Raw genomic sequence first — 25,575 nt, forward strand, 5'->3', positions numbered from 1 at the left:
GGAAACAGGAATGAATCGTTACGCACTTACGACCACCGTGATGGGGTACACCGTGATTCTTCAGATAGTCGACTCTGAGGGGGAGGCGCCCGCAGTGCCGGCAAACGAACCCTATGCCGGATGGCGGGACATCACCGGTAACGACACTGCGCAGCCGGGAATGAAAATCACCTGGGGACCTACTGGGGAAGAATATGCTGAGACTACGCTCCCCGAGCAACAACTGATCACCACCGGTCGCATGCAACAACGCTTTGATGCAGCCGAGCGCTGGCTGATGTTTAACCCTTTGCAATACAAGTTGGACCTGGGCATCGCCACTCCAGCGGACGAGTCGGCGTTGATCGCCTATAAGCAGTACTTCGTTGCCGTCAGCGAAGTTGTCGAGCAAAACACATTCCCGACGATCAATTGGCCAGTCGCTCCGTTCTGATTCGGCATATCCCCCGTAATCAAGTCTGGAGAGCATTACTGAAAAGCCCGGCTCTAGCGCCGGGCTTTTTGGAATGCCTACCTGAAGAGACATCGCTTGAACCCAACACACAACACTCATCAACTAAAAACAGGAGGCGTGACATGACAAACGAGCAACAAGCGTTGGCGGACATGCCGATCTGGCTGGTCATCCTCCTTGCTGTCGTCGGCGGGGTGTCCGGCGAAATGTGGCGTGCCGACAAGGAGGGGGCACGCGGCTGGTCATTGCTGCGGCGCCTGGCCCTGCGTTCCGGCGCCTGCATGATCTGCGGCGTGTCGGCGATCATGCTGCTGTATGCCGCAGGATTATCAATCTGGGCCGCCGGCGCGTTCGGTTGCCTGACCGCGATGGCCGGTGCTGACGTAGCTATCGGCCTCTATGAACGTTGGGCTGCCAAGCGCATTGGTGTCTGCGAAGTACCGTCGCGCGATTCCCCCACCGATAAATGATCCTCTCGAAGAGAACTATTGACGATGAATGACGAAGATCTGGCCGCAATCAACAGGCTGGTCGCGGCGCTGCAAGTTCAGACTGACGGCCAGGCAGCGCTGAATGTTTCTATCCGATTATTGGCGCAGAGCAATCAGGCTCTGGTGGATCTGATCAAGAGTCGGGAGCCAGATCCGAATGCGCCTCCCTACCTTGATGGTACGCCTGCGCCCTGATCCACCTCGTGTCTTTCAGGTCGTCCCCAAACCAAGCAACACAACCCACCCCGCTTGTGCGGGTTTTTTATGTTCATTGGAGAACGTTATATGTCGATCCTCACCCAAGGTACGCAAATTTTCGCCCTGGTGCCGCCAACTCCCGGTACCGGTCCTCACACTGTTCTGGAAATTGAACACGCCACGTCTTTTGATCCGGGTGGTGCTCCAGCGGAACAGATTGAGGACACCAGTCTCGATGCTGAGGCGCGCACCTATAAAAAAGGTCTGCGTACCCCTGGTACCGCCAGTCTGGGCCTCAACGCCGATCCTACCAATGCCAGTCACATTCGCCTGCATCAACTCTCCGAAACCGATGGCGACAACGGTATCAAATGGGTGGTGGGTTGGTCCGATGGCAAGGGTGTAGTGCCCACCGTGAATACTCAAGGCAATGACTTTGAGCTGCCAACGACCCGTACCTGGTTTTCGTTCGACGGTTATGTTTCGGACTTCCCATTCAATTTCGCGCTGAATGCTGTGGTCACGACCACTGTCACGATTCAACGCACCGGCGGTTCCGCCTGGATCAAGAAAGCCTGAGAGACGTCATGAACCTCAAACAACTTAAAGCCAAGGGCGGTATCGTCGATGCTCAGCTCGTCCGCAAAGATGTGAGCTGGACGCATCTGGACAGCAAATCGGGCAAGGAAGTAACGGATACCTTCACTTTGCATATTCGCCGACAGTCGTTTGGCGTCATCGAGCGGCTGTTTGCTCAAGGCGAAAACGAGCAGAGCCGAAATGCGAGCTACATCGCCGCTTCGGTGTCTTTGGGGGCCGAGGGCACGGAAGCGCTCTCCTACGACGATGCCTACAGTCTTGAGCCCGCCCTGGGCTTTCTAATGCTCAATGCAGTCAATGAGGTGAATGGCACGGGTGGTCACGCAGCAAAAAACTGACTGCCGCCGATGAGTTCTGGCACGAGTTGGTGCTTAACGGAATCGGCGGCCGGACGATTGTCGAAGCCAAGGAGCGCATGACCTACCATGAAGCTCTGGCGTGGGGCCGCTATATCGATCGATATGGTTCGCTTCATACCGGTAGGCGGCTGGAGGCGGGTAGTGCGATGGTCGCGCTACAGACTTACCGGCTGGGCGGTGGCCTCGCAGAACTGCTGGACTTCATGCCCCATGAGCAGCGTCAGGGGCTCTCCCTTGAACGCGCGATTGAGCAATGGCGATAGGCAGACAACTACATGACCCGTTTCGGCGGGTTTTTTTATAGCCCGGAGAAATGCACATGGCAGTTACTTCCTCAGCGGGTTTGACGCCGAACCTGGACGGCCTTGAACAAGCCTGGACTCAGGCGTCACGTATCACTGAACAAAAGCTGCGCCAGATGCAAAAGCAGATCGCGGATGCAGCAAAGAAAATCGGCGTGACGTTGCATACGTCAGCCAGCTCGATTGCCCAAGCCAATATCGCTACTTATGTCGATGTTCAGGAGCAAGCCAGTAAGCAAGTCAACTATTCAAACGACTTCGACAAGTTGCGGCGCGATGGCTCATTGGCTGCCGCACTCGTTGGAATGGGCTCACGGGAAGGTGAGCGTGCGAAAGCGTTGAGTGAAATCGACCAAAAATATGCAGTCTCGCGAAAAGCGCTGGATACTCCTGTGTCTGGAGGTGTTGCGCCTCAAGACGGTGCCGACTACGGCACTCGACTGGCGGCGTTGAAGTCCGAGCACGACTCAATGACTCTTCAGGTTCAAAGCAATTATGAGTCGATGACCGAGGCTCAGGGCAATTGGATCAACGGGGCCACTTCGGCCTGGGATGATTACCTGACCAGCTCCAACAATGTTGCAGCCAAATCCAAGGCAGTGTTTACCAATGCGTTCAACACCATGGGCGATGCGGTGTCGACATTTGCGCTGACGGGCAAGTTTTCGTTTTCCGATTTTGCCAAATCGGTGCTTGGAGACATGGCCAAGCTGGCCGCTCAAACAGCGATGTCCAAAGGTCTGAGTTCGTTGTTCGGTCTGGTCGGAACGGCGGCGACGTCGCTGTTTGGTGGTGGTAGCGCACCTGGGGTGACGACCGCCAGAGTAGGGTCGGACACCACCATCTTCAACCCGGCTTTATCGCTTGGGTCGGATTTTAGATACACCGGATTCGCCAAGGGGGGTGCCTTTACAAACGGCGTTGCCACGGGGCCGATCCTGGCGCCGATGGCCATGTTCGGCGAAGCCGGAGCAGAAGCCATCATGCCGCTCAGTCGAGGTTCCGATGGCTCCCTCGGCGTGCAGGTGCAGGGTGGCGCATTGGGCGGTAACAGCAACCATCAAGTAGTCATCCAGCAAACCATCAATGTGGGTGACAGTTCGGGGGGGAGCGTAGCAGGCGACATGAACTCGCAAACCGTCGCCAAGGCCTACGCCGGTGCCGCCAAACTGGGTGCCGCCGAACAGATTGCTCGTGACCTTAAACCGGGTGGGCAGATCTGGTCCGCCATCAACGGCCGCTGAAGATCAGCGGCTGCAACCACTCACGCCCGGAGGAAACATGAGCACGGAAACATTCAGTTGGCTTCCAAAAGTAGAGCCTGTCGGCAATGTCGAGTTTCGCCTCAAATCGGCGAAGTTTGGTGATGGTTATCAACAAGTGGCCGAAGACGGCATCAATAACAAAACACAATCCTGGCCGCTGACCTTCGTCGGTGACGAAGTGCGGATCAGATCCATTGTGCAGTTTCTTGATCGTCACGCCGGAGCCGCACCTTTTTACTGGACGGCACCGTTGAGCGAGCCGGCCCTCTATCGCTGCAAAGGTTATCAACCGACTCCGATGGGAGCAGGTCTCTATACCTTGGTAGCCACCTTCGAGCAGGCATTTCACCCGTAAATCGGGATACGCCTGACGCCAAAACCACCCTGCCTTGCGCGGGGTTTTCTTTGCCCGGAGATTCAAATGTCCATTACTGCAGATATCCAGGCGCTGGAACCGGGTGCCTGGGTCGAGCTGTTTGAGCTCGATGCCACCAGCCTCGGAGCCGAGCTATACCGCTTCCACGGTTATCCACAGCAAACCTCGATTTTCTGGCAAGGCCTGGAGTATTCACCCTGGCCCATTCAGGCCGAAGGCTTTGAAATGACCGGGCAGGGCACACAACCGACTCCATCGCTTTCGGTTGGTAACGTCGGTGGTTTCATCACTGCTCTGGTGTTGTATTTCGATGATCTGGTCGGGGCGCGGCTGATCCGTCATCGCACGTTGGGCAAGTACCTCGATGGTCAGCCTGAAGCCGATCCCGAAGAAGAACTGCCGCCAGATGTCTGGTACATCGAGCGCAAGGTCAGTGAAGACAGCGAAGTGGTGAAGTTCGAACTCGCCAGTGCACTGGACTTCAACGGCGTACAACTGCCGCGTCGGCAAATCGTTGCCAATGTCTGCTGGTGGCTCAGTTGCGGCGGTTATCGCGGTCCGTACTGCGGCTACAACGGCGGCCCCGTTGCGGACGCCAATGACGTAATCGTCAGCGACGCGGCCAGGGACAAGTGTGGTGGACGCCTGAGCAGCTGCAAGCTGCGTTTTGGCGAAAACAATCCACTGCCCTACGGCTCGTTTCCGGCGGCGGGACTGATTCGGAGCTGATCATGAACAAGACCACACTGGCCGCCATCGAGCGTCATGCCATCGCGCAGTATCCCGACGAATGCTGCGGTTTGCTGATTCGCGAGGGGCGCAGACAACGTTATGTGCCTTGCCGCAATACTGCGACGACGCCCAGTGAACACTTTCGTCTGGCACCACAAGACTACGCGGCGGCCGAGGAGTGCGGCGAGATCCTCGCCGTCGTTCACAGTCATCCGGATTATCCGGCGACGGCCAGCGAGGCAGACCGGGTTTCTTGTGAGGCCTCCGGGTTGCCTTGGCACATTCTCGAAGTGCGCAAGGATGATGCGGGGCGGGTTTGCAAGGGTGAACTGGTCACCATCACACCCAGTGGATATCTGGCGCCCTTGATTGGGCGCGCATTCGTCCACGGGGTACATGATTGCCTGAGCATCATTCTCGACTATTACCGAAGGGAAATGGGTATCGAACTCGGAGACTATGACCGCGAGGACGGCTGGTGGGACAAGGGCGCAAATCTCTATCTGGAGAACCTGCCCGCCGCGGGTTTTGAACAGGTCAGCCAATTGCAGCAGGGCGATATCGTGCTGATGCAGATTCGTTCGCCGGTGCCCAACCATGCCGCCATTTATCTTGAAGATGGCGTACTCAAGACTGATCCCGATCACTTCCCCGCGCCGGGTTCAATCCTGCATCACCTTTATGGGCGAGACAGCCGGCGCGATACCTATGGCGGATATTGGGCAGAAGTGACGGTGAGCTGTTGGCGGCATCAATCGAAAATTTCTCATCACCAGCCCTCTGACTCAATGACTGAAACCTGACTGGAGGTCTTCTCCTGGAGCTGTGAAATGCATCAGCAAAAACTTAGGACTATTCGCCTTTACGGCACCTTGGGTGCCAGTTTTGGTCGCGTGCACCGGCTCGCTGTGAACAACGCCGCGGAAGCCATTCATGCCTTGTGCATTCTGGTTCCGGGGTTCGAGCGCTTTCTGATGGAGTCCCGGGACCGGGGGCTTACGTACTCGGTTTTCCTGGGCCGCGACAACATTGGCCAGGACCGGCTCAAAGCGCCGAGTGGCACGATGGATATTCGTATTGCGCCAGTGGTTATTGGCAGCAAGCGAGCGGGCTCATTGCAGACGGTTGTCGGTGTCGTATTGATCGCCGCAGCAACATTTTTCACCGGTGGTTTTGCTGGTATTGCCGCTGGTGGTACCTGGGGAGCAGTGGGGTCTGTAGGCATATCCATGGTGATTGGGGGCGTCATGCAGATGCTTTCTCCACAAGCCAAAGGCCTGGGCGCCCAGGATGGCCCTGCCAATCGAGCCAGCTACAGTTTCAACGGCCCCACCAATACCAGTGCTCAAGGCAACCCGGTGGGTCTGCTCTACGGCCAGGCCATTGTCGGCAGCGCAGTGATCAGTGCCGGGATCTACGCGCAGGATCAACTGTAGCGAGCGGCTTTTTTACTGCCGGAGAAATCTATGGCAATGCAAACAGATCAACAAAAAATTCAGACGGTCCTGTTATCCGGATCCCTGGCGCGATTGTTTGGGCGCAAGCATCGTTTGACAACTTCCGGCGGGTTTCGGGATGTCATGGGCTACTTCAAGCAGTTCCCCGGTTTCGAAAGGTACATGAACGAAAGCGTTGGCAAAGGGCTCCGGTTTGCGCTGTTCAATGGTCGAGAAAATCTTTCGCAAGATGAACTGGGTAAGCCTACCGGCAAAGAGGTGCTGCGAATTGTGCCGGTCATCGCAGGGTCCAAGCGCGCAGGATCACTTCAAACCATGGTCGGCAGTGTGATGATCGCTGCCGCATTCGTACTGTCGTTTACGCCATTCGCCGGTGCTTCACCCTTTCTGTACCAAATGGGAACCGCGATGGTGATCGGTGGTGTTTTGCAAATGCTGTCCCCCCAAGCCAAAGGCCTGGGGTCTCAGGACAGCCCCGCCCATCGGGCCAGCTACAGCTTCAACGGCCCGGTCAACACCAGCGCCCAAGGTAATCCGGTAGGTCTGTTGTATGGCCAGTTGGTCGTCGGCAGTTCCGTGATCAGCGCAGGTATCTACGCGCAGGATCAACTCTAGCGTTCGATCTTTTATTGACGTCCACCCAACCCGCCCTGTGCGGGTTTTATTTCGCCTGAAGGAAAGCCATGACTGACCTCATTCTCGCTGGCAGCAAAGGTGGCGGCGCCAAGCCGCGCCCCTCCGTGGAGGCGCCAGACAGCCTGCAAAGCACGGCTTACGCTCGTATCCTCGATCTCGTCAGCGAAGGCGAGATTGTCGGTCTGAAAAACGATGCCCGCTCGGTGTTTCTGGATGAAACACCGCTGGCCAACGACGACGGTAGCCTGAACTTCAATGGCGTCACGCTGGATGTTCGTACCGGTAGCCAGGATCAGGCACATATCCCCGGTTTTCCCGCAGTGGAAAACGAGACGGTCGCAGCGGTCGAGCTGCGTAGTGATCAACCGTGGACCAAGGCCTTTACCAACCTGCAACTGTCGGCTGTGCGGATTCGTCTGGCGGTGGCGCGACTGGCGCAGACCAATACCAGCAACGGCGACACTAACGGTTATACAGTCAAATACGCGATCGATCTGGCCACCGATGGCGGTGCCTTCGTCGAAGTGCTGACGTCTGCGTTCAGTGGCAAAACCACCACCAAGTACGAGCGATCGCACCGTATCGATTTGCCTGTGGCCAAAAGTGGCTGGACCGTGCGGGTACGCCGGTTGACCCCCAATTCCACCAGCGGCGCCATTGCCGACACCACCAGTGTCGAATCGAGTACTGAGGTGATCGACGCCAAGTTGCGCTATCCCGGCTCGGCGATCATCGGTTTGCAATTTGATGCTTCGCAGTTTCAGTCGATTCCTTCACGTTCGTTTGAATTGCTCGGACGAATCATTCGGGTGCCCAGCAACTACGATCCGCAGAGCCGCACGTACAGCGGCAATTGGGACGGTACGTTCAAATCGGCCTGGACCGACAACCCGGCGTGGATTTACTACGATTTGCTGCTGCATCCGCGTTATGGCTTGGGCCATTTGCTCAATGCCGGTCAGGTCGATAAATGGGAGCTGTACCGCATCGGTCAGTACTGCGACCAACCTGTTTCCGACGGCAAGGGCGGGACTGAACCGCGCTTTACCTGCAACCTGTATTTGTCGGTGCGTGCCGATGCCCTGAAGGTTTTGCAGGATCTGGCGACCACGTTTCGTGGCATGTCGTATTGGGGGGCGGGCTCGGTCATGGCAGTGGCCGACATGCCGGAAGACCCGGTGTACACCTACTCCAACGGCAACGTCATTGATGGCAAGTTCGTCTATGGCGGGTCGGCGAAAAAGACCCGGTTCACCGTGGCGCTGGTCAGTTGGAATGATCCGACGGACTTCTACCGGCAGAAGGTTCAGTACGTCGATGATGCTGATGGTATCGCCCGTTATGGTGTACAGCAGACGGAGATCACTGCTACCGGTTGCACGTCTCAGGCCCAGGCCCAACGCATTGGCAAGTGGGCACTGCTGACCAATCGCCTGGAAACTGAAAGTGTCACTTTCTCGGTCGGTCTGGATGGGACGCTGGCGCGTCCGGGGCAAATTATCCGTGTGGCTGACAACGACCGTGCCGGCCGACGGATTGGTGGTCGCCTGCGCGGTGCAACACTCGATACGCTGACCCTGGATGCCCACGTGACCGCCGAAGCTGGCGATACTCTCACCTTGGTCATGCCGACCGGTAAAGCCTTGTCGCGTGTGATCAAGTCAGTGAGTATCAGTGACGAGGCGCAGCGTGTGGTCCTTACTCAGCCTTTGAGCGAGTTGCCGCCGGCGCAGTCGATGTGGGCCATTGATTCCGTTTCTCTGGCTGCACAGCAATTTCGCGTGTTGTCGATTGCTGAAGACTTCACCGACACTGAAATCAAGTACAGCATCAGCGCCGTAAAACATGTGCCGAGCAAGTACGGCGCGATCGACAACGGCTCCCGCATCGAGCGCCCCCCTGTCACGGTCATACCGCCAGGCGTTCAGGCTCCGCCGACTTCAGTCACGATCAGCAATAACCACTTTGTCGATCAGGGCAGTGCAGTCGGTGTGATGACCATCGAGTGGGCGCGCCCGGCCAACGCCATTGCATATGAAGTTTACTGGCGCAAGAACGACAGTGAATGGGTATATGCCGGTCGAACCGGTGGGTCGTCGATGGAGGTACGCGGCATTTATGCCGGACGTTACGTGGCCAAAGTGCGAGCCATCAACGCGCTGGACATCGGTTCGATCTATGCGACTTCGGTGGAAACGCAACTGTCCGGGAAAACCACGCCACCGCCTTCAGTGACGTTCCTCAAGGCTGACAGCCTGCTGTTCGGTATCGGCCTGAAATGGGAGTTTCCCGAGGGCGCTGAAGACACGCAGCGAACTGAAATCTGGTATGGGCCAACGGCAAACCTTGAGGCCGCTACCAAACTGGCGGACTTGGCGTATCCGCAATGTGATTACACGATGCAGAGCCTGTTGGCCGGTTCGTCGTTCTTCTTCTGGGCAAGACTGGTCGATCGTACGGGCAATATCGGGCCGTGGTATCCGACCGGTAATGGCGTGCTGGGGCAGGCCAGTTCGGAGGCTGGACCGATTCTCGACATGCTCGCGGGCAAGATCTCGCAGACCGAACTGGGGAAAGATCTGCTCGGTGAAATCGAGAAAATTCCCGGATTGCAAAGTCGGGTTGATGCCCTGGATGAAAGCTATGATCCGACGAGGACTTATGCGAAATATGCCGTCGTCCGTCAGGGCGATCGCTTGTATCAGGCCAAGGCGCTGGTCCCCGTCAATCTGCCACCGCCGAACGCCGAGTATTGGGTCGATGTAGGGCAAACGGTCGAGACCGCTACCGGACTGGTTCAGCAGGTCGAGACCAACACCGCCGATATCAGCAAGATCGATGGCGCGGTAACGGCTCAGGCCGCCGCATTTCAGTCGCTACGCGCAGCGTCTCGGGACGACAACGGTGAAGGCGAGCTGGCAGATGCGCTCAAAGGCTGGACCAGTACGGCGGCCATTGCTATGGAAAGCAGCGTCCGTGCGTCCCAGAACGAGGCAACCGCCCAACGTGTTTCAACGCTGGAAGTCGGTATTGGCAATAACGCGGCAAGTATCCAGTCGCTCGAGAAAGTTGTAACAACCAATAGCTCGGCCACGGCGACGAAGCTCGAACAGTTGAACGTGTCCGTTGGGCAAAACACTGCCGCCGTTCAGCAAGCCTCAAGTGCCATTGCCGATACCAATGGCAAGTTATCGACAATTTGGTCGGTGAAGATGGATACGACGGCGGGCGGCCAAAAATATGCTGCGTCGTTTGGTTTGGGGCTGCAGGTCGATCCTTCTGGCGTTTCGTCACAATTCGTCGTGCGCGCCGATACGTTTATGTTATTGAATCTGGCAAATGGCGTACCGGTGTCTCCGTTTGCGGTGAGTGGTGGCCAGACCTTTATTAGAGATGCATTCATTCAGGACGGCACTATCACCAATGCCAAAATTGGTGAGTACATTGCCTCAACTAACTACGTGCCAGGCAAATCCGGCTGGGCCATCAATAAAAGTGGTGGTTTTGAAATGAATGGGCAGGGCGCGGGATCAAGCAGAATTGCGATAACTCCAAGTAGTGTGAAGCTCTTCCATCCTAACGGTGTTCTGGCCATTGATATGAGTGTCTGAAATGACGGGACTAATAATTAGAAGTCCTACGGGAGCGCTCCTGGTCGATATGACTATGAACATTAGTCAGGATCAAGGTTATGTCGACACTGGGGGATTAAATGGTTCTGTCGCCATTCCTCCACCGCCCGCCGGGAAAACCCGATTTTTCGGAGTTGTTCCACTGGTTGACATGCAGCGAGAGGCGGGCCATCTGCCGGGCGTCACACTGTCGTCTAATGTGCTGTCGTGGAACTACCGTTTTGTCACCAGTGGCTGGGGCTTCTTTGCGGCCAATGCCAGAATCTTCTATGGGTACTATTAGGTATGACGGGCTTAACTGTATATAAAGATAACGGTCAGATGCTCTTTGATACTACTAAGATATCTTACGGGCTCGTGAAAAGTGGAAACATGACTTACCAGCAGTCGTGGTCACGCAGACAGCTAAGGTCGGCCCAGCTTGACCCGTCACAAGGCTCGAACTGGTATCCAGTGCAAAATGTTGCTCAAGATAAGGGTGACAATCTGTTCGGTTTTACTTTGAATAATGCACGTAATCCGATTGTGTTTCTTGTGGGGTCGGGAACCCTGAACGGATCCCAGCGATCAGGCAATACCATCACGTTTCTCTATTCGAACGCGAGTGCTGATACCCGATATTATTGTTTCGATTTGATGTCCGATAATATTGCTGGAACAACATTTCTGAAAATCTATAACGATGATCGAATATTAACGTTCAACTCTCTGCAAGCACCGCTGAATGTGATTGGTCAATATACGGCTCCGCCGCCGGATCCTCGTACGCAGGCCGGCCGGTATTATCTCCTTTACCAAGGGGGGAGAACCCAGAGGCGACAGCTGAGAATACCTCCCGACTATAGAGTGCCGCAGGCCGATTGTATTTTTGATGTGCCTATGACGCCAGGCGTTGAGTATGCTGTCTTTCTCCCATGGTCCAGAGGGTCGAGCATCATGGATTTCAGCTCTGGATATCAAGGTGATGCTGCAGCTTATGCAGTTTTGGAAGGCGCATATGGTCGTACGGGAGGAATAAGCTTCATGTTTGGAGCTTCAGCCGGAACGACGGACTCCCGAGCCATGGCCGGAGGTGGGGTACCTGCCGGGATAAGTTATGGCGGAGTAGCAACGGACAAATACCCTACGGCTTTGATTATTCAAACAGCGTCCCTTCCGATTCCGTTTGGTTGAATAAAGTTAAACTACTGGCGAATGTGGTTTTAGATTTTTTGCATTTAAGGCTAAGTTCCAGCATTTGTCTTTGAGAGCGCAAGTGCTGAGTAATTAATGTTTTTTTCGTTACTGGAGATATCTATGCCATGGTACAAGGCTGGAACAGTTTCTGTTGTCCGGAATTCAACTTCCGTATTGGGAGACGGTACGGCATTTATTGCCAATAGTCGTGTGGGCGATGCTTTTCGAGGGCCTGATGGCGGATGGTACGAGGTCGTCAATATCGCCAGTGATACAGCACTGTCCATCGCACCGGAGTACAAGGGGGACACCAGCAATGGCGCATACACGCTGGCCCCTATGCAGGGCTATGTCAAAGACTCGGCTGACCAATTGCGAACTTTTGTCAATCAGGCTGGAGCAAAACTCGCTGCACTTGGGAGCTCCGGCAACTACGAAGTATTGCCCGTTTCAAAAGGCGGAACCGGTGGCACAACGCCCGCTGAAGCCCGGGCCGCTCTGGAGCTCGGCACCACTGGCAACTTCGACGTCTTGCCTATTTCGAAAGGTGGTACCGGCAGCGTGACAACTGCAGCTGCGAGGGCTGCCCTGGAACTGGGTTCTGCCGCAACAGCCACTCTTCAAACGACTCCCAGCGATGCAACGGCTGGCCGCGTCATGCAGGTCGGCGCATTCGGCATTGGAGGGAACCCCCCGGTCTATACCGGCAACATCGACGACACCGCGGCTGTTCCGGCGGGACGCTGTTTTGTCATTAACACCGCAACCGGGGTGAAACCGACGGGGTCCCCTTACGGTTTGATGGACACCATCAAGTACGCTGGTCAGCCGGTTCATCAGGCCTGGCACGAGGTCAACGGCACCGCAGGTGGTGGCACTTTACGCACTTGGGAGCGAGATCAATACGGCACGGGGGGGTTCGGCCCCTGGCGCATGGTTTATCGGCAGAACAACATCCTCGGCGTCGTTTCAGGGGCAGGAGCCCCCACGGGAGCGATCATCGAGAGGGGTGCCAACGGCAACGGTGAATACACCAAGTTTGCAGATGGCACCCTTGTTTGCTGGAGAGTTATCCCCACCAACTCAACCGGCACGTACGCCGTGGGCGCTCTGTTCGGTAGTGATGCCTATGCTCCTGGCCCGTTTCCTTCGGCTTATGCATCGGTGCCTACAGTCACGTCGGGGGCCACAGGGGCCGTACACGCGGACTGCATTTTCGCCAGTGCCTGGATTCCCCCAGCGCTTAACAATTGGGGGGGGTGGCGTGCTATGGCAACCACGAACGTAGCCGCGGCTGCCCAAATTAACCTGATCGCCATCGGGAGGTGGTACTGATGAATATTGTTTTGTCTCCACAGCGCAGAGAGGATTCTCTGGCGCTTTACAAATCGGGTGACGTGCTCACCATCAACGGTGAAGCGTTCGATTTCACGCTGCTCTGCGACGGCGATACGTTGCCACAAGGCGCGATCAAATCTGAATGGTTCGTGGGTGACGTTACTCGCGAGCAGGGGCAACTGACGCTTCATCTGTTGTTGCCTATTCCCGCCCATTACAGTCAGGCGCAAGCGTTTCCTGCCGACCTGATCGATATTCCTGACGGTGACGTGGCATTGCCACAGCCTTTGCCGGAAAAGGAGGTTGAAGTATGAACATCGACTGGTCGCAATTGATCACCAAAGCCATGAAAGATGCGATGGCTGCCGCAGCACGATTGACCGAAGCTCAAGCGCTGCTCAAGAGCAAAAACGAGGGGGCTGCAGCACAGGTCGCTCGCATTCAGGATCGGATCGACACCCTCGGTTACGGCATCGATCTGGGGGAGGCGACGACTGAAGATAAGGCGGAACAGCAAGCACTGCTTGCCAACCTGAAACAATGGAAAGCCTACAAGTTCAGTTTGGGCAAAGTGAGCACGCAAGCGGCATGGCCCGTTGCGCCAGAGTGGCCTGTTCAGCCCGATGTTCCGGTGATTGTGGTTGACGCGGTCCTGGCGGGCTGACTGGCTTTCTTACAGCTACCTGATTGAGATCGTCATGAACATCCCATACCGCCGAGTGCGGTTTTTTTTCGCTTAAAAGAAGGACTGCACCATGCCATGGCTTAGAACAGGTACGGTCAATGTCACCAATAATTCGCCCGCAGTCATTGGCCTCAACGTTGATTTCGTGACTAACGTCCGGGTGGGCGACGCCTTCGTCGGACCTGATGGACGACAATATGAAGTCAGCAACATTGCCAGTCCGCTCATGTTGGCGATCACCCCGGCTTACCAAGGCGCAACGGCAAACGAGGCGTCCTATTCGATCATGCCGGTGCAGGGGTATCCCAAAGCACTGGCTGATGCATTCAACAACCTGAATGTTCAATACGGCCCGAAGCTGGCAACACTGGGTGCCGCCAGTGGCTTCGATGTCCTGCCCGTGCGAAATGGCGGAACCGGGGGAACTGATCCTGTTTCCGCTCGCCTGGGCCTTGGACTGGGCGCAGTGGCAACCGATGCAATCGTACCGCTCATGCGCGGCGGCACCGGTGCGACGGATGCCGCGTCGGCTCGCCAGGCGCTTGGGCTTGGCGCCGTTGCGTCGGACGCTGTGGTACCGGTAGCGAGAGGTGGGACAGGCGGAAGCACTCCGGCCACCGCCCGAGCGGGCCTTGGTCTGGGAAGCGCTGCTGTCGCCGCGTTGGTTGGTACGGTCAGCCAGGACAAAGGCATTGCAACCGGAGCAATCATCGAACGTGGCGCCAATTCCAATGGTGAGTACATCAAGTTTGCCGACGGCACGCTGATTTGCACGCTCTACGGCCGAGGTGGCATCGCGTTCAACAACCCGTCCAACATGGGCTTCAACTGGACTTATCCAATGACCTTTGTTGCACCGGGATTCGTCACCGCAAATCTGGTGGGTGTCCTGGGTGTGGCGAAACAAGTGACCAGCGTAGGTGCTTACAGCAGAAACTCTGGTTTTGCCAGCATCTGTGTTTTTAGTCTTGGTCAGTTCATTGAGACCGACACGTCCATAGTCGCCTTTGATTGCCTCGCCATCGGCAGATGGTTTTAGTCGGATCCCTGCCCAACGCACCTGCGCTGCTGCCCATCGTTAATCCGGGTTGCCTGTTGAACTTGACTGGCGGCGACCTCTATTCGGTATTACCTCATGAAAATGACTCCTCTGGTCACGCAAATGCGTGCTCAGTGCCCGACGCTGGGCAATCGGATCGCAGTAGGCATTGACGTTACGGCACTGCAAGCCGACGCGGCGCTGCAAACCCCATGCGCCAGCATCACGCCCCTGGCCGATCTGGCCAGCAACAGCACCACCCAAAACCTCACCACCCAACCGATCCGCGACCGCTTCGAAATCGTCCTGGTGCTTGACGCCACCGACGCTACAAAAGCGCTGGATCTGTTGCACGACCTGCGCGCCGAGTTGTGGCGCGCGCTAGTCGGTTTCAAACCTGATTCCACCTACAGCGCCATCGTCTACGACGGCGGCGAGATGGTCTCGATCAACAGCAGCCGCGCCTTTTACCGGCTGCGCTTTTTTGCCGAGTTCCAGCTCGGCCGCAATCTGCCGAGTCAGCCTGCGGAGAGTTGGCATGAACGCGAACTGGACGGTTTGTCGTCCTTTACCGGGGTCACCGTGCGTGTCGATGCGATCGACCCGGCCGACCCCAACCTGAAACGCCCGGGCCCCGATGGGCGCGTGGAAATGACTTTCTCTGGAGACGTAACCCCATGAGCAATCGCATCACCGTACTGCCGGCCGCTGGCCGTGTCGTACCGGACCCGGAGGCGGGTGATCTGCTGCCGGCCGAAGGCCGTGAAGTGCTGGACAGCGCCTGGTGGCGCCGACGTCTGGCCGACGGCGATATCACCCTCAAAACCGCACCAGCCAAACAAAAGGGAGCCAAATAATGGCGATCGGATTCAGCAACATCCCCGCGGACATTCGTGTACCGCTGTTCTATGCCGAAATGGACAACTCGGCTGCCAATAGCGCGAGCTCGACCATGCGTCGTTTGATCGTTGCGCAAGTCAACGACAACATCGCTCCGAGCGAAGTCGGCAAGCTGGTACTGGTCTCCAGCACCGCGCTGGCCAAGAGCATCGGCGGTCAAGGCTCGATGCTCGCCTCGATGTACGAGACCTTCCGCAAGGCCGACCCGATCGGCGAAATCTGGTGCCTGCCGCTGCATAACGCTGAAGGCGCCATCGCCAAAGGCGTGCTGACCCTGACCGGCACCGCCACTCAGGCGGGCGTGCTCAATCTGTATGTCGGCGGCGTGCGTGTGCAAGCCACCGTGGTCAGCGGTGCTACCGCAGCCCAAGCGGCCACGGCACTGGCGCAGAAAATCAACGCCACTGCCGATCTGCCGGTCAGTGCGGCGGCCGTCGACGGCACCGTGACCGTGAGCGCCAAATGGGTTGGCGACAGCGGCAATGACATCAGTCTGCAGTTCAACCGCCTGGGCAAGAGCAACGGCGAAGACACACCGGCCGGCCTGGTCACGGCGATCACGGCGATGATCGGCGGCGCTGGCGTACCGGATCAGGTTGCAGCGGTTGCTGCGCTGGGTGACGAACCGTTCGAGTTCATCGCATTGCCATGGTCGGACCTGGCCACGCTCAATACCTGGCAAGCGGTCATGGATGACAGCACCGGTCGCTGGTCGTGGGCCAAGCAACTGTTTGGTCACGTCTACAGTGCCAAGCGCGGCACTGTCGGTACACTGGTCGCTGCAGGTCAGGCACGCAATGACCAGCACATGACCATTCAGGCGCTGGAGCCGGGCGTTCCGCAACCATTCTGGGTACAAGCCGCGGCACTGGCTGCGCGCACCGCGGTGTTCATTTCCGCCGACGCCAGTCGTCCAACCCAGAGCGGCAGCCTGCCGGGTGTCGATCCGGCGCCGGCCAGCGAGCGCTTCACGCTGACCGAGCGTCAGTCGCTGCTCAACTACGGCATCGCCACCGCGTACTACGAGGGCGGTTACGTGCGCATCCAGCGTTCGATCACCACCTACCAGAAGAACGCTTTTGGTCAGGCCGACAACTCCTACCTGGACAGCGAAACCATGCACCAGTCGGCGTTCATCGTGCGTCGTCTGCAGAGTGTGATTACCAGCAAATACGGTCGGCACAAACTGGCCTCCGACGGCACTCGTTTCGGCGCCGGCCAACCAATCGTCACCCCGGCGACCATTCGCGGTGAGCTGATCGCGCAGTACGCCAAGCTTGAACTGGAAGGCCACGTCGAGAACGCCGAGCTGTTCGCCGAGCACCTGATCGTCGAGCGCGACGTGCAGGACCCGAGCCGCGTGAACGTGCTGTTCCCGCCGGATTACATCAACGGTCTGCGCGTGTTCGCACTGCTCAACCAATTCCGTCTGCAGTACGACGACGCGGCTTGATCCGCGCGTTTGACGGCAAGTTTTCAGCCCACCTCGCGTGGGCTTTTTTATGCAAGGGAGTAACACCATGGGTCAACTGATTGCAGGTACCTGCTACGTCAAAGTCGACGGCGCACAACTGACCATCAATGGCGGCTGCGAAGCCCCGCTGATGGCGGTCAAACGCGAAACCGTCGTACCTGGCTTCTACAAGGAAACCGACATCGCGCCGTCGTTCAAAGTGACCGCGCTGCACACCGCCGACTTCCCGCTGAAGAAGCTGATCGAAGGCACCGACATCACCGTCACCTGCGAATTCAGCAACGGCAAAGTCTACGTGCTGGCCGGTGCCTACCTGGTCGAAGAGCCAGTCTCCAAAGGCGATGACGCCACCATCGAACTGAAATTCGAAGGCATCAAGGGGACCTGGCAATGAGCGGCGCCGTGAAGCTTCAGGTTGCGATCGAAGCTCACGGCGAGCCCCTGACCGAACTCGTCCTGCGCCGTCCGACGGTGCAGGAAGTGCGAGCGATCAAGGCGCTGCCGTACAAGATCGACAAGAGCGAAGAAGTCAGCCTCGACATGGACGTGGCGGCCAAATACATCGCCGTGTGCGCCGGCATTCCGCCGTCGTCGGTGAACCAGTTGGATCTGGCTGACCTCAATGCGCTGAGCTGGGCCGTTGCGAGTTTTTTCATGAGTGCGGCGTCGGCGCCATCACCGACCTGATCGCCGTCGCCTATGACCTGGCCTGGTTCTGGAAGGTTGACCCCGAACAGATGATGGCCAGGCCACTGGATGTGCTCCGCGAATCGCTGGAGCACGCGCAACGGATCAATGCGATGCAGCAGGTGCAGTGATGGCTATTACACAGATAAACGCGATCCAGCAAAACGTTCAGACCACGGTCAATATGCTCGTGGTCATGCAAGGTCTGCAGAAAATGGAGACCGAGATGAAGGGCGTCCGGGGCAAAGTCGCGGCGTTCAAGAAAAGCCTGGAAAGCACTGGGATCAAGCCGCTTGATCTGTCTGGGTTTATCTCGGGCGGTGGCTTGCTCAAGCCGTTTCAGGAGGGCTTGAAAAAGGCGATCAAGGCCGAGGACGAACTGGCGAGCAAAAGCAAAAATATTAAAACCCCGACGCTGGGCAAGGACGCCCTGATTCCCGCGCCACTGGGGGCACCTGCAACGGCGCAGGTGCCCGCCGTGGTGAAGGGCGAAACGTCCACCAACCTTGCGAAGTTCAACGTTTCGCTTGATGACATTTCGTTGAAAATCGGTCAGGCGTTGTTGCCGGCAGTCAATGGCTTGGTGACGGCGCTGGTGCCGGTCATGACCTCGGTCGGTGAATTTGTCGCCGATCATCCGCAACTGGTCGAAGGGCTGGCGGCAGCAGCGGTAGCGTTCACCGTCGTGACGACGGCGGCTGCGGGTTTCAGTGCTGTGCTCACGCTGCTCGCTTCGCCTATCGGCCTTTTTGCCGCCGGGGTTGTATTGGCGGCAGGTTTGATCGTCGCCAACTGGAAGCCGATCTCAGCGTTTTTTGCCCGGCTGTGGCAACAGATTGCTCCGGTGGTGATCCCGATGGCTGGCTTTTTCCGGACGCTGTTCGGCTTCACTCCGATGGGGATGCTGATCAACAACTGGGGGCCGGTCAGTGGCTTCTTCGCGGCATTGTGGGACGTACTAAAAGCGCTGGCGGCACCAGTCATCGACTTCTATGCGACGTTGTTTGCGTATTCACCGCAGGCGCTGATTCTGAAGAACTGGCAGCCGCTGGTGGGTCTGTTTGCATCGATATGGGATTTGCTCAGGGCGGTGTCGGTGCCGGTAGCGGCTTTTTTTCGCGACCTTGTGGATTACATCAAACTGCCGATCCTTGCGCTGTATGCCGTTATCCGCGAGCAATTGGGCTGGTCGCCTCTGGAGATGTTCATTCAGGCCTGGGACCCTTTGACCGCCTGGATTAAAAAGTGGAGCGACACGTTTTACGAAGTGCTGGCGCCGATCAGGGATTTTTTCAACGGAGGCCTGGGGAAACTTGCGGCCGAAGCATCGGCCAAGGTCGACGTGCTCACCCGCTCTCAGGAAAAAACCAATGCCGAAGGCAAAGGTGAATGGGCGCCGCAATTCCTTGGCTCCAGCACGGACGTTACGTCCAAAGCCCCGTTGTCGGCGGGGTCACTGACGCAATCATCGAGCTCACTGACGCAATCCTCCAGTTCGCTGACGCAGACGTCCAGCGCGCTGATCCAGCAAAGCGCAATCAACAACCGTACGCAACTCGAAGGCGGCCTGACCGTGCGCTTTGAAAATGCGCCGGCGGGGCTGCGCACCGATCAACCGCAAACCAATCAACCGGGCCTGGCACTGTCGTCGCGCATCGGCTATCGCTCGCTGTCCATGGGAGGTTCCAATGAACTGGCGTGACCGTTTGTTGCCGGCATCCTTTCGTGGTGTTGGTTTCTGGATCGATCAGGCGAAAACCCCGGTCGGTCGCAAGGGGCAGTTGCACGAGTATCCGCAACGCGACTTGCCATTTTTCGAAGACCTTGGCCAACAGGCCAGGACTCACGACATCACGGCGTTCATCATCGGTGCCGATTGCCTGGAGCAGCGCGACAAGCTGCTCAAGGCATTGGAGGCGGGCAGTGGTGAACTGGTGCATCCGTGGCTGGGGCGACTGCAAGTCAAGGTCGGCGAATGCGACATGACCCACACCCGCCAGGACGGCGGGTTGGTGACCTTTGCGCTGAAGTTCTATCCCGACCAACCGGTGCCGTTTCCGACCGCTACTGTCAGCACACAGAAAGTGTTGTTGGCCAAGGCCGATACGCTACTGGGCTCGGCCGTCGCGCGCTTCGAGCAGGCGATGACGCTGATCAAGGCTGCGCGGATCGGTATTGCCAATCTGCGCAACAGCCTCACCGGCGTTTATGAGGTGATCAAGGAACAGCTCAAGCCGCTGATCGAGCAGTACAAAGAAATCACCGAGCTGGTCAAAGCGGTCAAGGAATTGCCCAGGGAAGTGGCCGCTGAGTTCAAGGGTTTGCTCGGCGATATCAAGGAGCTCAAGGCGTTCGCGAAGGAAGGCTACCGTGGTGTGATTGCCGACGTGTCGCAACAGCTCGAAGCGATCCGCAAGGCTGATGCGCCGAAGCTCACCACCGGTAAAGACACCAGTGCGGCGGCGCAGGCCATGGCCGATCTGGTGCAGGACACGATGCTGGTCAAAGTCGCGCAATGGGTCGCATCGATGCCCGTGGCAACAACCCCGGTGAAGCTGCAATCGACACCGTCGGTGGGGCAGCAGGTGCACCAGCCAGTCACTCGCCAGGAAGTGCCGGTAACCGACGACATGCAGGCGTTGCGGGATGCGGTGGCGGTGGCCGTCAATCCGATGCTGGACAAGGCTGGTCCGGTGCATTTTCAGGCGATCAACGATCTGAAAGATGCCTTGAATGCGCACCTCAAGGCCGTGGCTTCGTCGGGCGTGCGGCTGGTCAGCAAGTCTTTCCAGGAAAGCTTGCCGGCGCTGGTGGTGGCCTACAAGCAGTTCACCGATGCCACGCGAGTCGACGAAGTGAGCCAACGCAACGCGGCTGCCCATCCCGGGTTCATGTCGCCCAATGACGTGAAAGTCTCCAGGGAGTGATTCATGAGCGAGATGGATAATCGCGTCACGCTGACCGTTGGCGATATGGAATACGGCGGTTGGAAAAGTGTTGAAATCACCGCGGATCTGGAGCGCCAGTTCCGCACTTTCAAACTCGATATCACCTGGCAATGGCCGGGACAGACGGTGGATCAGCGCATCGCCGCAGGCGATGCCTGCGAGGTGCGGATCGGCAAGGATCTGGTGTTGACCGGGTATGTGTTCAAGGCGCCGATCCGCTATGACGGGCGACAGATCAGTCTGAGCATCGAAGGCAGTTCCTGTACCCAGGATCTGGTGGATTGCGCCGCGATCAATCGCCCGAACCAATGGAAAGATCAGCCGATGCTGAGCATCGTCGAGGCGCTGGCTTCTTCCTACAAGGTCAAGGTGGTCAGCGAGATTGCCGAAACGGCGCGATTGGGCAGTTACACCATCGTGCCCGGTGAGACGGTGTTTCAAGCCATCGACCGATTGCTTTCATTGTTTCGGGTGTTTTCCACCGATGACGCACAAGGCCGGCTGTTGTTGGCCAGCCCCGGCAGCAGTGGCCGGGCCAGTGATGTGCTGGAACTGGGCAAGAACATTCTTTCGGCTAACGCGTCGATGGATTACAGCCAGGTGTTTTCCGAATACCGGGTGATCGGCCAGCAAAAAGGCAACGATCAAAAAAACGGTGCAGCCGTCAGCGAGATTGAATCGGTTGCCACTGATCTGGGTTACAAGCGCCGGCGCGTCACGGTCATCAACGAAGGCCTGCAAATCAGCCCCGATTTTTCGTTGCAGCGCGCGATGTGGGAAAGCTCGACGCGTGTCGGGCGGGCACAGACCACCACTTATCAGGTGCAGGGCTGGCGCCAGTCCAATGGTGATTTGTGGCGTCACAACACGTTGGTCCGGGTCAAGGATCCGGTGCTCGGGTTTGATGACGACATGCTGATTTCCAAAGTGACCTATTCATTCTCGGCGCAAGGTTCGGTGACCACACTGCAAGTGGCACCGCCGTACACCTTCGACGCCAATCCGACGCCGCCGAAAAAACCTTCGGCCTGACACCCAACCTGACGGACATCCCCTGACCGGTTTTGTGTTGGCAAAGTCTTGAGGACAATTCATGAGCCTACTGACACGCCTCCTGGCGCGCGGCACTGTCGTGCTCGCCAACTCGGCATCCAAGCTGCAATCGCTGCAAATGCGCCTCACCGCCGGTGAGCTGAACGACGACATCGAGCACTTCGAACCCTACGGCTTCACCAGTCGCCCCCTGGCTGGCGCTGAGGGGGTCGTCACGTTTCTGGGCGGTGACCGTTCCCACGCCATCGCCCTGGTGATCGCCGATCGGCGTTATCGCCTGCAATCGCTGAACAATGGCGAAGTGGCGATCTACACCGACGAAGGCGACAAGATTCACTTCAAGCGTGGGCGGATCATCGATATCGAAACCGTCACGCTGAACATCCGCGCCAGCAGCGCGGTGAACTTCGATACGCCGGTGATCAACCAGACCGGCAAGATCGTTTCCACCGGCGATCAGCTGGCCGGCGGCATCAGCCAGATCAAACACGTGCACGTCGGCGTACAGGCCGGCAGCGGCCAGACCGGCGCGCCGGCAGGAGGCAAGTGATGCTGATCAGCCCGAACCTCCACGCCGCGCTGACCCGCGCCGTACTTATCAGCCTGTTCACCTGGCGCCGCGCCGCCGATGACGACGCCCTCGACGACGAAGAGCGTTATGGCTGGTGGGGCGACACCTTTCCAACCGTCGCCGATGACCGTATCGGCTCGCGGCTATGGCTGCTGCGCCGGGTCAAGCTGACGCGGCAAACCCAGATGGACGCCGAGTTCTATGCCCGCGAAGCCCTGCAGTGGCTGATCGACGACGGCCACTGCAGCGCCATCGACATCATCAGCGATCGCCTTGACGCCCAGCGTCTGAACCTGCGCACGGTCTTGACCCTGGCCGACGGCGAACGCCTGGACATCAATCCCGAAAACAGTTGGCAGGTGATCTATGCCGTTTGAAATCCCTTCGCTGCCGGTGCTGATCAAGCGCACCCAAAGCGACCTGGCCAGCGATGCGCTGCGCCAGTCCGATGCGCAAGTGCTGGCCCGTACTCTCGGTGGCGCGGTGTACGGTCTGTATGGCTATCTCGACTGGATTGCCCAGCAGATCCTGCCCGACAAGGCCGACGATTCGACCCTGGAGCGTATCGCCGCATTGCGTCTTAATCAGCCGCGCAAACCTGCCCAGGCAGCCAAAGGCAGTGTCAGGTTCACGGCCACCCTCGGAGCCGTGCTGGATGTCGATACGCTATTGCAATCGACTGACGGGCGAACCTACAAGGTTACGGCTGCCCGCATCGCGCGCAATGGCATCAACACCACGACCGTCGCTGCACTGGAGGCCGGCAGCCTGGGTAATGCCGATACCGGTCTGACGCTCAGCCTGGTGCAGCCGATCGCCGGCATTCTCAGCAATACTTTTGTGGTCCTGGCGCCGGGGCTCACGGGCGGTGTAGCCGAGGAAAGTCTGGAGTCGCTGCGCTCGCGGGTGATTCGCTCCTACCGTCTCATTCCTCACGGTGGTTCGGCGCAGGATTATGAAACCTGGGCGCTGGAATGCCCCGGCATCACCCGCGCCTGGTGTCGGGGCAACTTTCTCGGGCCCGGCACCGTAGGTGTATTCGTCATGCGTGACGACGATCTGCAGCCGATCCCCAACGAGCAGCAACTGGCCGATGTTCTGGCCTACATCGAGCCATTGCGCCCGGTGACTGCCGACGTGAGGGTATTGGCGCCGGTGCAGGTGCTGGTCAATTACAAACTGCGGATCACTCCCGACACCAGCGCCGTGCGCGCAGCGATCGAAAGCCAACTGCGTGATCTGCACAACCGTGAGGCCGGCCTTGGGGAGACCCTGTTGCTCAGCCATATCAGCGAAGCGATCAGCAGCGCCACCGGTGAGACCGATCACCGGCTCGATACACCTTCGGCCGACGTCACGGCCGCCGCGAATCAGTTGCTGACTTTTGGGGGTATCGAATGGCTGTCTTGAGAGGCGTCCCGCAGTACCGCAACCAATTGCGCAGCCTCCTGCCCAGCGGCCCGGCCTGGGAGCTGGAACGCCTGCCTGAACTCAATCAAGTGCTCGAAGGCATTGCTGCGGAGCTGGCGCGTCTGGATGCACGTGCCGTTGATCTGCTCAATGAAATGGATCCGGCGGGCGTCAGCGAACTGGTGCCGGACTGGGAACAGGTGATGAACCTGCCAGATCCGTGTCTGGGCGCGACGCCGCTGTATGACGATCGGCGTCTGGCCGTCCGCCGACGGTTGCTGGCAGTCGGTAATCAGAACGCCGCGTACTTCGTTGAAGTCGCCCGCAGCCAGGGTTATGCGGACGCCACCGTCACCGAACTGCGCGTTCCGCGCATGGGCCGTTCGCGGTTTGGTCTCGCCCGTTTTGGCACCTGGAAGGCGCAGTTCATGTGGGTCCTCAACACCGGCGGACGTCTGGCCACCGGACGTCGTTTTGGCGCCAGTTATTGGGGCGAACGCTTCGGCATGAATCCGGGCTCGGCCCTGGAATGCCTCATTCACCGCAGTGCACCGGCTCATACCCAGGTGTACATCAATTTCGACTAAGGAAATAAAAGCAAATGGATTACCCGAAAAGTGTACCCAGCGCAGGTCTGGTCAATGGCAAGTTTGTCGATGAAAACCCCATTGCCGGGACACCGGGATCGCTGATCCCGGCGGTGTGGGGCAACTCCGTTACTGAAGAAATACTCGGCGTGATCAAGGGCGGCGCGCTGGTTCCCGACGAAGCCAATGTCGGGCAGTTGTTGACCGCCGTACGTAAAATCAATCAGGCCGGTCTCATCGACTTCGCTCTCGATACCGGCACTGCCAATGCGTACGCTGCGACGTACTCGCCGGCGCCGACCGCGCTGGTCGATGGCATGGTCTTGCGTTTCAAGGCGCTGAACACCAACACCGGAGCCAGTACCTTCTCCGTCGCAGGTTCAGTAGCCAAGCCCCTGGTCAACATTGACCACACGCCGCTGCGCTCCGGCGAAATCGTTGCGACCGGGGATGCCTGGGTGCAATGGAACAGCTCCTTGGGCAGTGGCGCCTGGATTCTGATCGCGAGCACGGGAGTGGCGAGACAGCTGGGTGCCGATGTCGGTGATGTGAAAACCGTTGCAACCGTCGATGCACCCAGTGGCTGGCTCAAGTGCAATGGTCAGCCGGTACTGAGGACGCAATACGCCAATCTGTTTGCCGCCATCGGTACGCGGTTTGGCGCGGGCGACGGCGCCAACACGTTCAACCTTCCGGATCTGCGGGGTGAATTCGTCCGCGGTCTGGACGAGGGACGTGGTGTCGACCCGGGTCGCGTACTCGGGAGCAAGCAGGCGGGGCAAAACGCCTCGCACACTCACGATGTATCCGCCGCCGCAGCGGGCAATCATGCCCATACGGCGCGCACTGACGCCGCCGGTTTGCACGCACACGGTGGGGCCGTCGTGAGCGGTGGTGCGTTCAATATCGACACAGTCATGGGTGGGCAGGGCCAGATTAACGGCGGCAACACCGCAGGTTCGATCATGGGCTCCAGTTCGGCGCCCTTTATCAATCGCAACTTTACAACAAACGCACCGGCTCACAGCCACGGCATCGTGGCGGATGGCAACCATGCGCACAACGTCGGCGTGGACGCTGCCGGGCAACATACCCATACGATGTCGGTTGCGGCGTCGGGTGGTAATGAGGTTCGACCAATGAACACCGCTCTGTTGTATGTCATCAAGTACTGACGGCCTGCGCCGGGAGCTATCGACCGTCCA

The 25,575-nt window shown here is 58.2% G+C and carries 32 protein-coding genes; all 32 read left to right on the top strand.

The features are described 5' to 3' along the window. Nucleotides 1-10: 10 nt before the first annotated feature. The 32 genes from HU754_RS07205 to HU754_RS07360 all read left to right on the top strand — a co-directional run bounded on the left by HU754_RS07205 (nucleotide 11) and on the right by HU754_RS07360 (nucleotide 25,545). Nucleotides 11-433, top strand: a complete 423-nt coding sequence (locus tag HU754_RS07205) for a tail fiber assembly protein (RefSeq protein WP_186622055.1) — start codon at nucleotides 11-13, stop codon at nucleotides 431-433. A 143-nt stretch (nucleotides 434-576) separates the two neighbouring features. Next, on the top strand, nucleotides 577-924 hold the full coding sequence (locus tag HU754_RS07210; protein WP_186622057.1) for a phage holin family protein: 348 nt from the start codon (nucleotides 577-579) through the stop codon (nucleotides 922-924). Between the two features lie 24 nt (nucleotides 925-948). Then, complete coding sequence (locus HU754_RS07215) at nucleotides 949-1,140, top strand: hypothetical protein (RefSeq protein ID WP_186622059.1); 192 nt, start codon at nucleotides 949-951, stop codon at nucleotides 1,138-1,140. A gap of 90 nt (nucleotides 1,141-1,230) precedes the next feature. Further along, nucleotides 1,231-1,722, top strand: coding sequence for a phage tail tube protein (locus HU754_RS07220; RefSeq protein ID WP_186622061.1), 492 nt, complete (start codon nucleotides 1,231-1,233; stop codon nucleotides 1,720-1,722). An 8-nt stretch (nucleotides 1,723-1,730) separates the two neighbouring features. Then, nucleotides 1,731-2,081 carry a phage tail assembly chaperone family protein, TAC gene (locus HU754_RS07225; RefSeq protein ID WP_186622071.1) on the top strand — a complete coding sequence of 117 codons (351 nt, stop codon included), beginning with the start codon at nucleotides 1,731-1,733 and terminating at the stop codon, nucleotides 2,079-2,081. A 29-nt stretch (nucleotides 2,082-2,110) separates the two neighbouring features. After that, nucleotides 2,111-2,365, top strand: a complete 255-nt coding sequence (locus HU754_RS07230) for a hypothetical protein (protein ID WP_186622073.1) — start codon at nucleotides 2,111-2,113, stop codon at nucleotides 2,363-2,365. Between the two features lie 56 nt (nucleotides 2,366-2,421). Continuing rightward, nucleotides 2,422-3,648 carry a phage tail tape measure protein gene (locus HU754_RS07235; protein WP_186622075.1) on the top strand — a complete coding sequence of 409 codons (1,227 nt, stop codon included), beginning with the start codon at nucleotides 2,422-2,424 and terminating at the stop codon, nucleotides 3,646-3,648. Nucleotides 3,649-3,685: 37 nt separating this feature from the next. Then, nucleotides 3,686-4,024 carry a phage tail protein gene (locus HU754_RS07240; RefSeq protein WP_186622077.1) on the top strand — a complete coding sequence of 113 codons (339 nt, stop codon included), beginning with the start codon at nucleotides 3,686-3,688 and terminating at the stop codon, nucleotides 4,022-4,024. 66 nt (nucleotides 4,025-4,090) lie between these two features. Next, nucleotides 4,091-4,774: a phage minor tail protein L gene (locus tag HU754_RS07245; RefSeq protein ID WP_186622079.1), complete on the top strand. Its 684-nt coding sequence runs from the start codon at nucleotides 4,091-4,093 to the stop codon at nucleotides 4,772-4,774. Nucleotides 4,775-4,776: 2 nt separating this feature from the next. Further along, the gene (locus tag HU754_RS07250; protein ID WP_186622081.1) at nucleotides 4,777-5,580 is read left to right on the top strand and encodes a C40 family peptidase; all 804 of its coding nucleotides are present in this window, start codon (nucleotides 4,777-4,779) and stop codon (nucleotides 5,578-5,580) included. Nucleotides 5,581-5,607: 27 nt separating this feature from the next. Further along, entirely contained in the window at nucleotides 5,608-6,213 is a 606-nt protein-coding gene (locus tag HU754_RS07255; protein ID WP_186622083.1) for a tail assembly protein, read from the top strand. Nucleotides 6,214-6,243: 30 nt separating this feature from the next. After that, on the top strand, nucleotides 6,244-6,849 hold the full coding sequence (locus HU754_RS07260) for a tail assembly protein (protein ID WP_186622085.1): 606 nt from the start codon (nucleotides 6,244-6,246) through the stop codon (nucleotides 6,847-6,849). Nucleotides 6,850-6,917: 68 nt separating this feature from the next. Then, nucleotides 6,918-10,481 (top strand): TipJ family phage tail tip protein, encoded by a 3,564-nt coding sequence (locus HU754_RS07265; protein WP_186622087.1) that lies wholly within the window; start codon nucleotides 6,918-6,920, stop codon nucleotides 10,479-10,481. A gap of 49 nt (nucleotides 10,482-10,530) precedes the next feature. Next, nucleotides 10,531-10,785 (top strand): hypothetical protein, encoded by a 255-nt coding sequence (locus tag HU754_RS07270; protein WP_225919966.1) that lies wholly within the window; start codon nucleotides 10,531-10,533, stop codon nucleotides 10,783-10,785. Nucleotides 10,786-10,874: 89 nt separating this feature from the next. Further along, nucleotides 10,875-11,675 carry a hypothetical protein gene (locus HU754_RS07275; RefSeq protein ID WP_186622091.1) on the top strand — a complete coding sequence of 267 codons (801 nt, stop codon included), beginning with the start codon at nucleotides 10,875-10,877 and terminating at the stop codon, nucleotides 11,673-11,675. A 123-nt stretch (nucleotides 11,676-11,798) separates the two neighbouring features. Continuing rightward, nucleotides 11,799-13,013 carry a hypothetical protein gene (locus tag HU754_RS29370; protein WP_225919967.1) on the top strand — a complete coding sequence of 405 codons (1,215 nt, stop codon included), beginning with the start codon at nucleotides 11,799-11,801 and terminating at the stop codon, nucleotides 13,011-13,013. Continuing rightward, nucleotides 13,013-13,330, top strand: coding sequence for a hypothetical protein (locus HU754_RS07285; protein WP_186622093.1), 318 nt, complete (start codon nucleotides 13,013-13,015; stop codon nucleotides 13,328-13,330). Before HU754_RS29370 ends, HU754_RS07285 begins: the two co-directional genes overlap by 1 nt. Beyond that, on the top strand, nucleotides 13,327-13,680 hold the full coding sequence (locus tag HU754_RS07290; protein ID WP_186622095.1) for a phage tail protein: 354 nt from the start codon (nucleotides 13,327-13,329) through the stop codon (nucleotides 13,678-13,680). Before HU754_RS07285 ends, HU754_RS07290 begins: the two co-directional genes overlap by 4 nt. A gap of 91 nt (nucleotides 13,681-13,771) precedes the next feature. After that, nucleotides 13,772-14,740 (top strand): hypothetical protein, encoded by a 969-nt coding sequence (locus HU754_RS07295; RefSeq protein WP_186622096.1) that lies wholly within the window; start codon nucleotides 13,772-13,774, stop codon nucleotides 14,738-14,740. A gap of 96 nt (nucleotides 14,741-14,836) precedes the next feature. Next, entirely contained in the window at nucleotides 14,837-15,421 is a 585-nt protein-coding gene (locus HU754_RS07300; RefSeq protein WP_186622097.1) for a phage tail terminator protein, read from the top strand. Beyond that, entirely contained in the window at nucleotides 15,418-15,597 is a 180-nt protein-coding gene (locus tag HU754_RS07305) for a DUF2635 domain-containing protein (protein WP_093436496.1), read from the top strand. The genes HU754_RS07300 and HU754_RS07305 overlap by 4 nt, the downstream gene beginning before the upstream one ends. Next, the gene (locus HU754_RS07310; RefSeq protein WP_186622101.1) at nucleotides 15,597-17,093 is read left to right on the top strand and encodes a phage tail sheath subtilisin-like domain-containing protein; all 1,497 of its coding nucleotides are present in this window, start codon (nucleotides 15,597-15,599) and stop codon (nucleotides 17,091-17,093) included. Before HU754_RS07305 ends, HU754_RS07310 begins: the two co-directional genes overlap by 1 nt. A gap of 67 nt (nucleotides 17,094-17,160) precedes the next feature. Further along, on the top strand, nucleotides 17,161-17,508 hold the full coding sequence (locus HU754_RS07315) for a phage tail tube protein (RefSeq protein WP_007908779.1): 348 nt from the start codon (nucleotides 17,161-17,163) through the stop codon (nucleotides 17,506-17,508). Next, a complete protein-coding gene (locus tag HU754_RS07320) occupies nucleotides 17,505-17,801 on the top strand; it encodes a phage tail assembly protein (protein ID WP_007908778.1) in 297 nt (98 codons plus the stop codon). The genes HU754_RS07315 and HU754_RS07320 overlap by 4 nt, the downstream gene beginning before the upstream one ends. A gap of 130 nt (nucleotides 17,802-17,931) precedes the next feature. Further along, on the top strand, nucleotides 17,932-19,503 hold the full coding sequence (locus tag HU754_RS07325; RefSeq protein WP_186622103.1) for a phage tail tape measure protein: 1,572 nt from the start codon (nucleotides 17,932-17,934) through the stop codon (nucleotides 19,501-19,503). Next, the gene (locus tag HU754_RS07330) at nucleotides 19,490-20,728 is read left to right on the top strand and encodes a DNA circularization protein (protein WP_186622104.1); all 1,239 of its coding nucleotides are present in this window, start codon (nucleotides 19,490-19,492) and stop codon (nucleotides 20,726-20,728) included. The genes HU754_RS07325 and HU754_RS07330 overlap by 14 nt, the downstream gene beginning before the upstream one ends. A 3-nt stretch (nucleotides 20,729-20,731) precedes the next feature. Beyond that, a complete protein-coding gene (locus HU754_RS07335) occupies nucleotides 20,732-21,781 on the top strand; it encodes a phage baseplate assembly protein (RefSeq protein ID WP_186622106.1) in 1,050 nt (349 codons plus the stop codon). 61 nt (nucleotides 21,782-21,842) lie between these two features. Beyond that, complete coding sequence (locus HU754_RS07340; RefSeq protein ID WP_186622108.1) at nucleotides 21,843-22,352, top strand: phage baseplate assembly protein V; 510 nt, start codon at nucleotides 21,843-21,845, stop codon at nucleotides 22,350-22,352. Then, a complete protein-coding gene (locus HU754_RS07345) occupies nucleotides 22,352-22,750 on the top strand; it encodes a phage GP46 family protein (protein ID WP_186622110.1) in 399 nt (132 codons plus the stop codon). The genes HU754_RS07340 and HU754_RS07345 overlap by 1 nt, the downstream gene beginning before the upstream one ends. Then, entirely contained in the window at nucleotides 22,740-23,783 is a 1,044-nt protein-coding gene (locus HU754_RS07350) for a baseplate J/gp47 family protein (RefSeq protein WP_186622112.1), read from the top strand. Before HU754_RS07345 ends, HU754_RS07350 begins: the two co-directional genes overlap by 11 nt. Then, a complete protein-coding gene (locus HU754_RS07355; RefSeq protein WP_186622114.1) occupies nucleotides 23,771-24,370 on the top strand; it encodes a YmfQ family protein in 600 nt (199 codons plus the stop codon). Before HU754_RS07350 ends, HU754_RS07355 begins: the two co-directional genes overlap by 13 nt. Nucleotides 24,371-24,384: 14 nt before the next feature. After that, a complete protein-coding gene (locus HU754_RS07360) occupies nucleotides 24,385-25,545 on the top strand; it encodes a tail fiber protein (RefSeq protein WP_186622116.1) in 1,161 nt (386 codons plus the stop codon). The last annotated feature ends 30 nt before the right edge of the window (nucleotides 25,546-25,575 follow it).

Source organism: Pseudomonas zeae (genome assembly GCF_014268485.2).
Taxonomy (GTDB): domain Bacteria; phylum Pseudomonadota; class Gammaproteobacteria; order Pseudomonadales; family Pseudomonadaceae; genus Aquipseudomonas; species Aquipseudomonas neuropathica.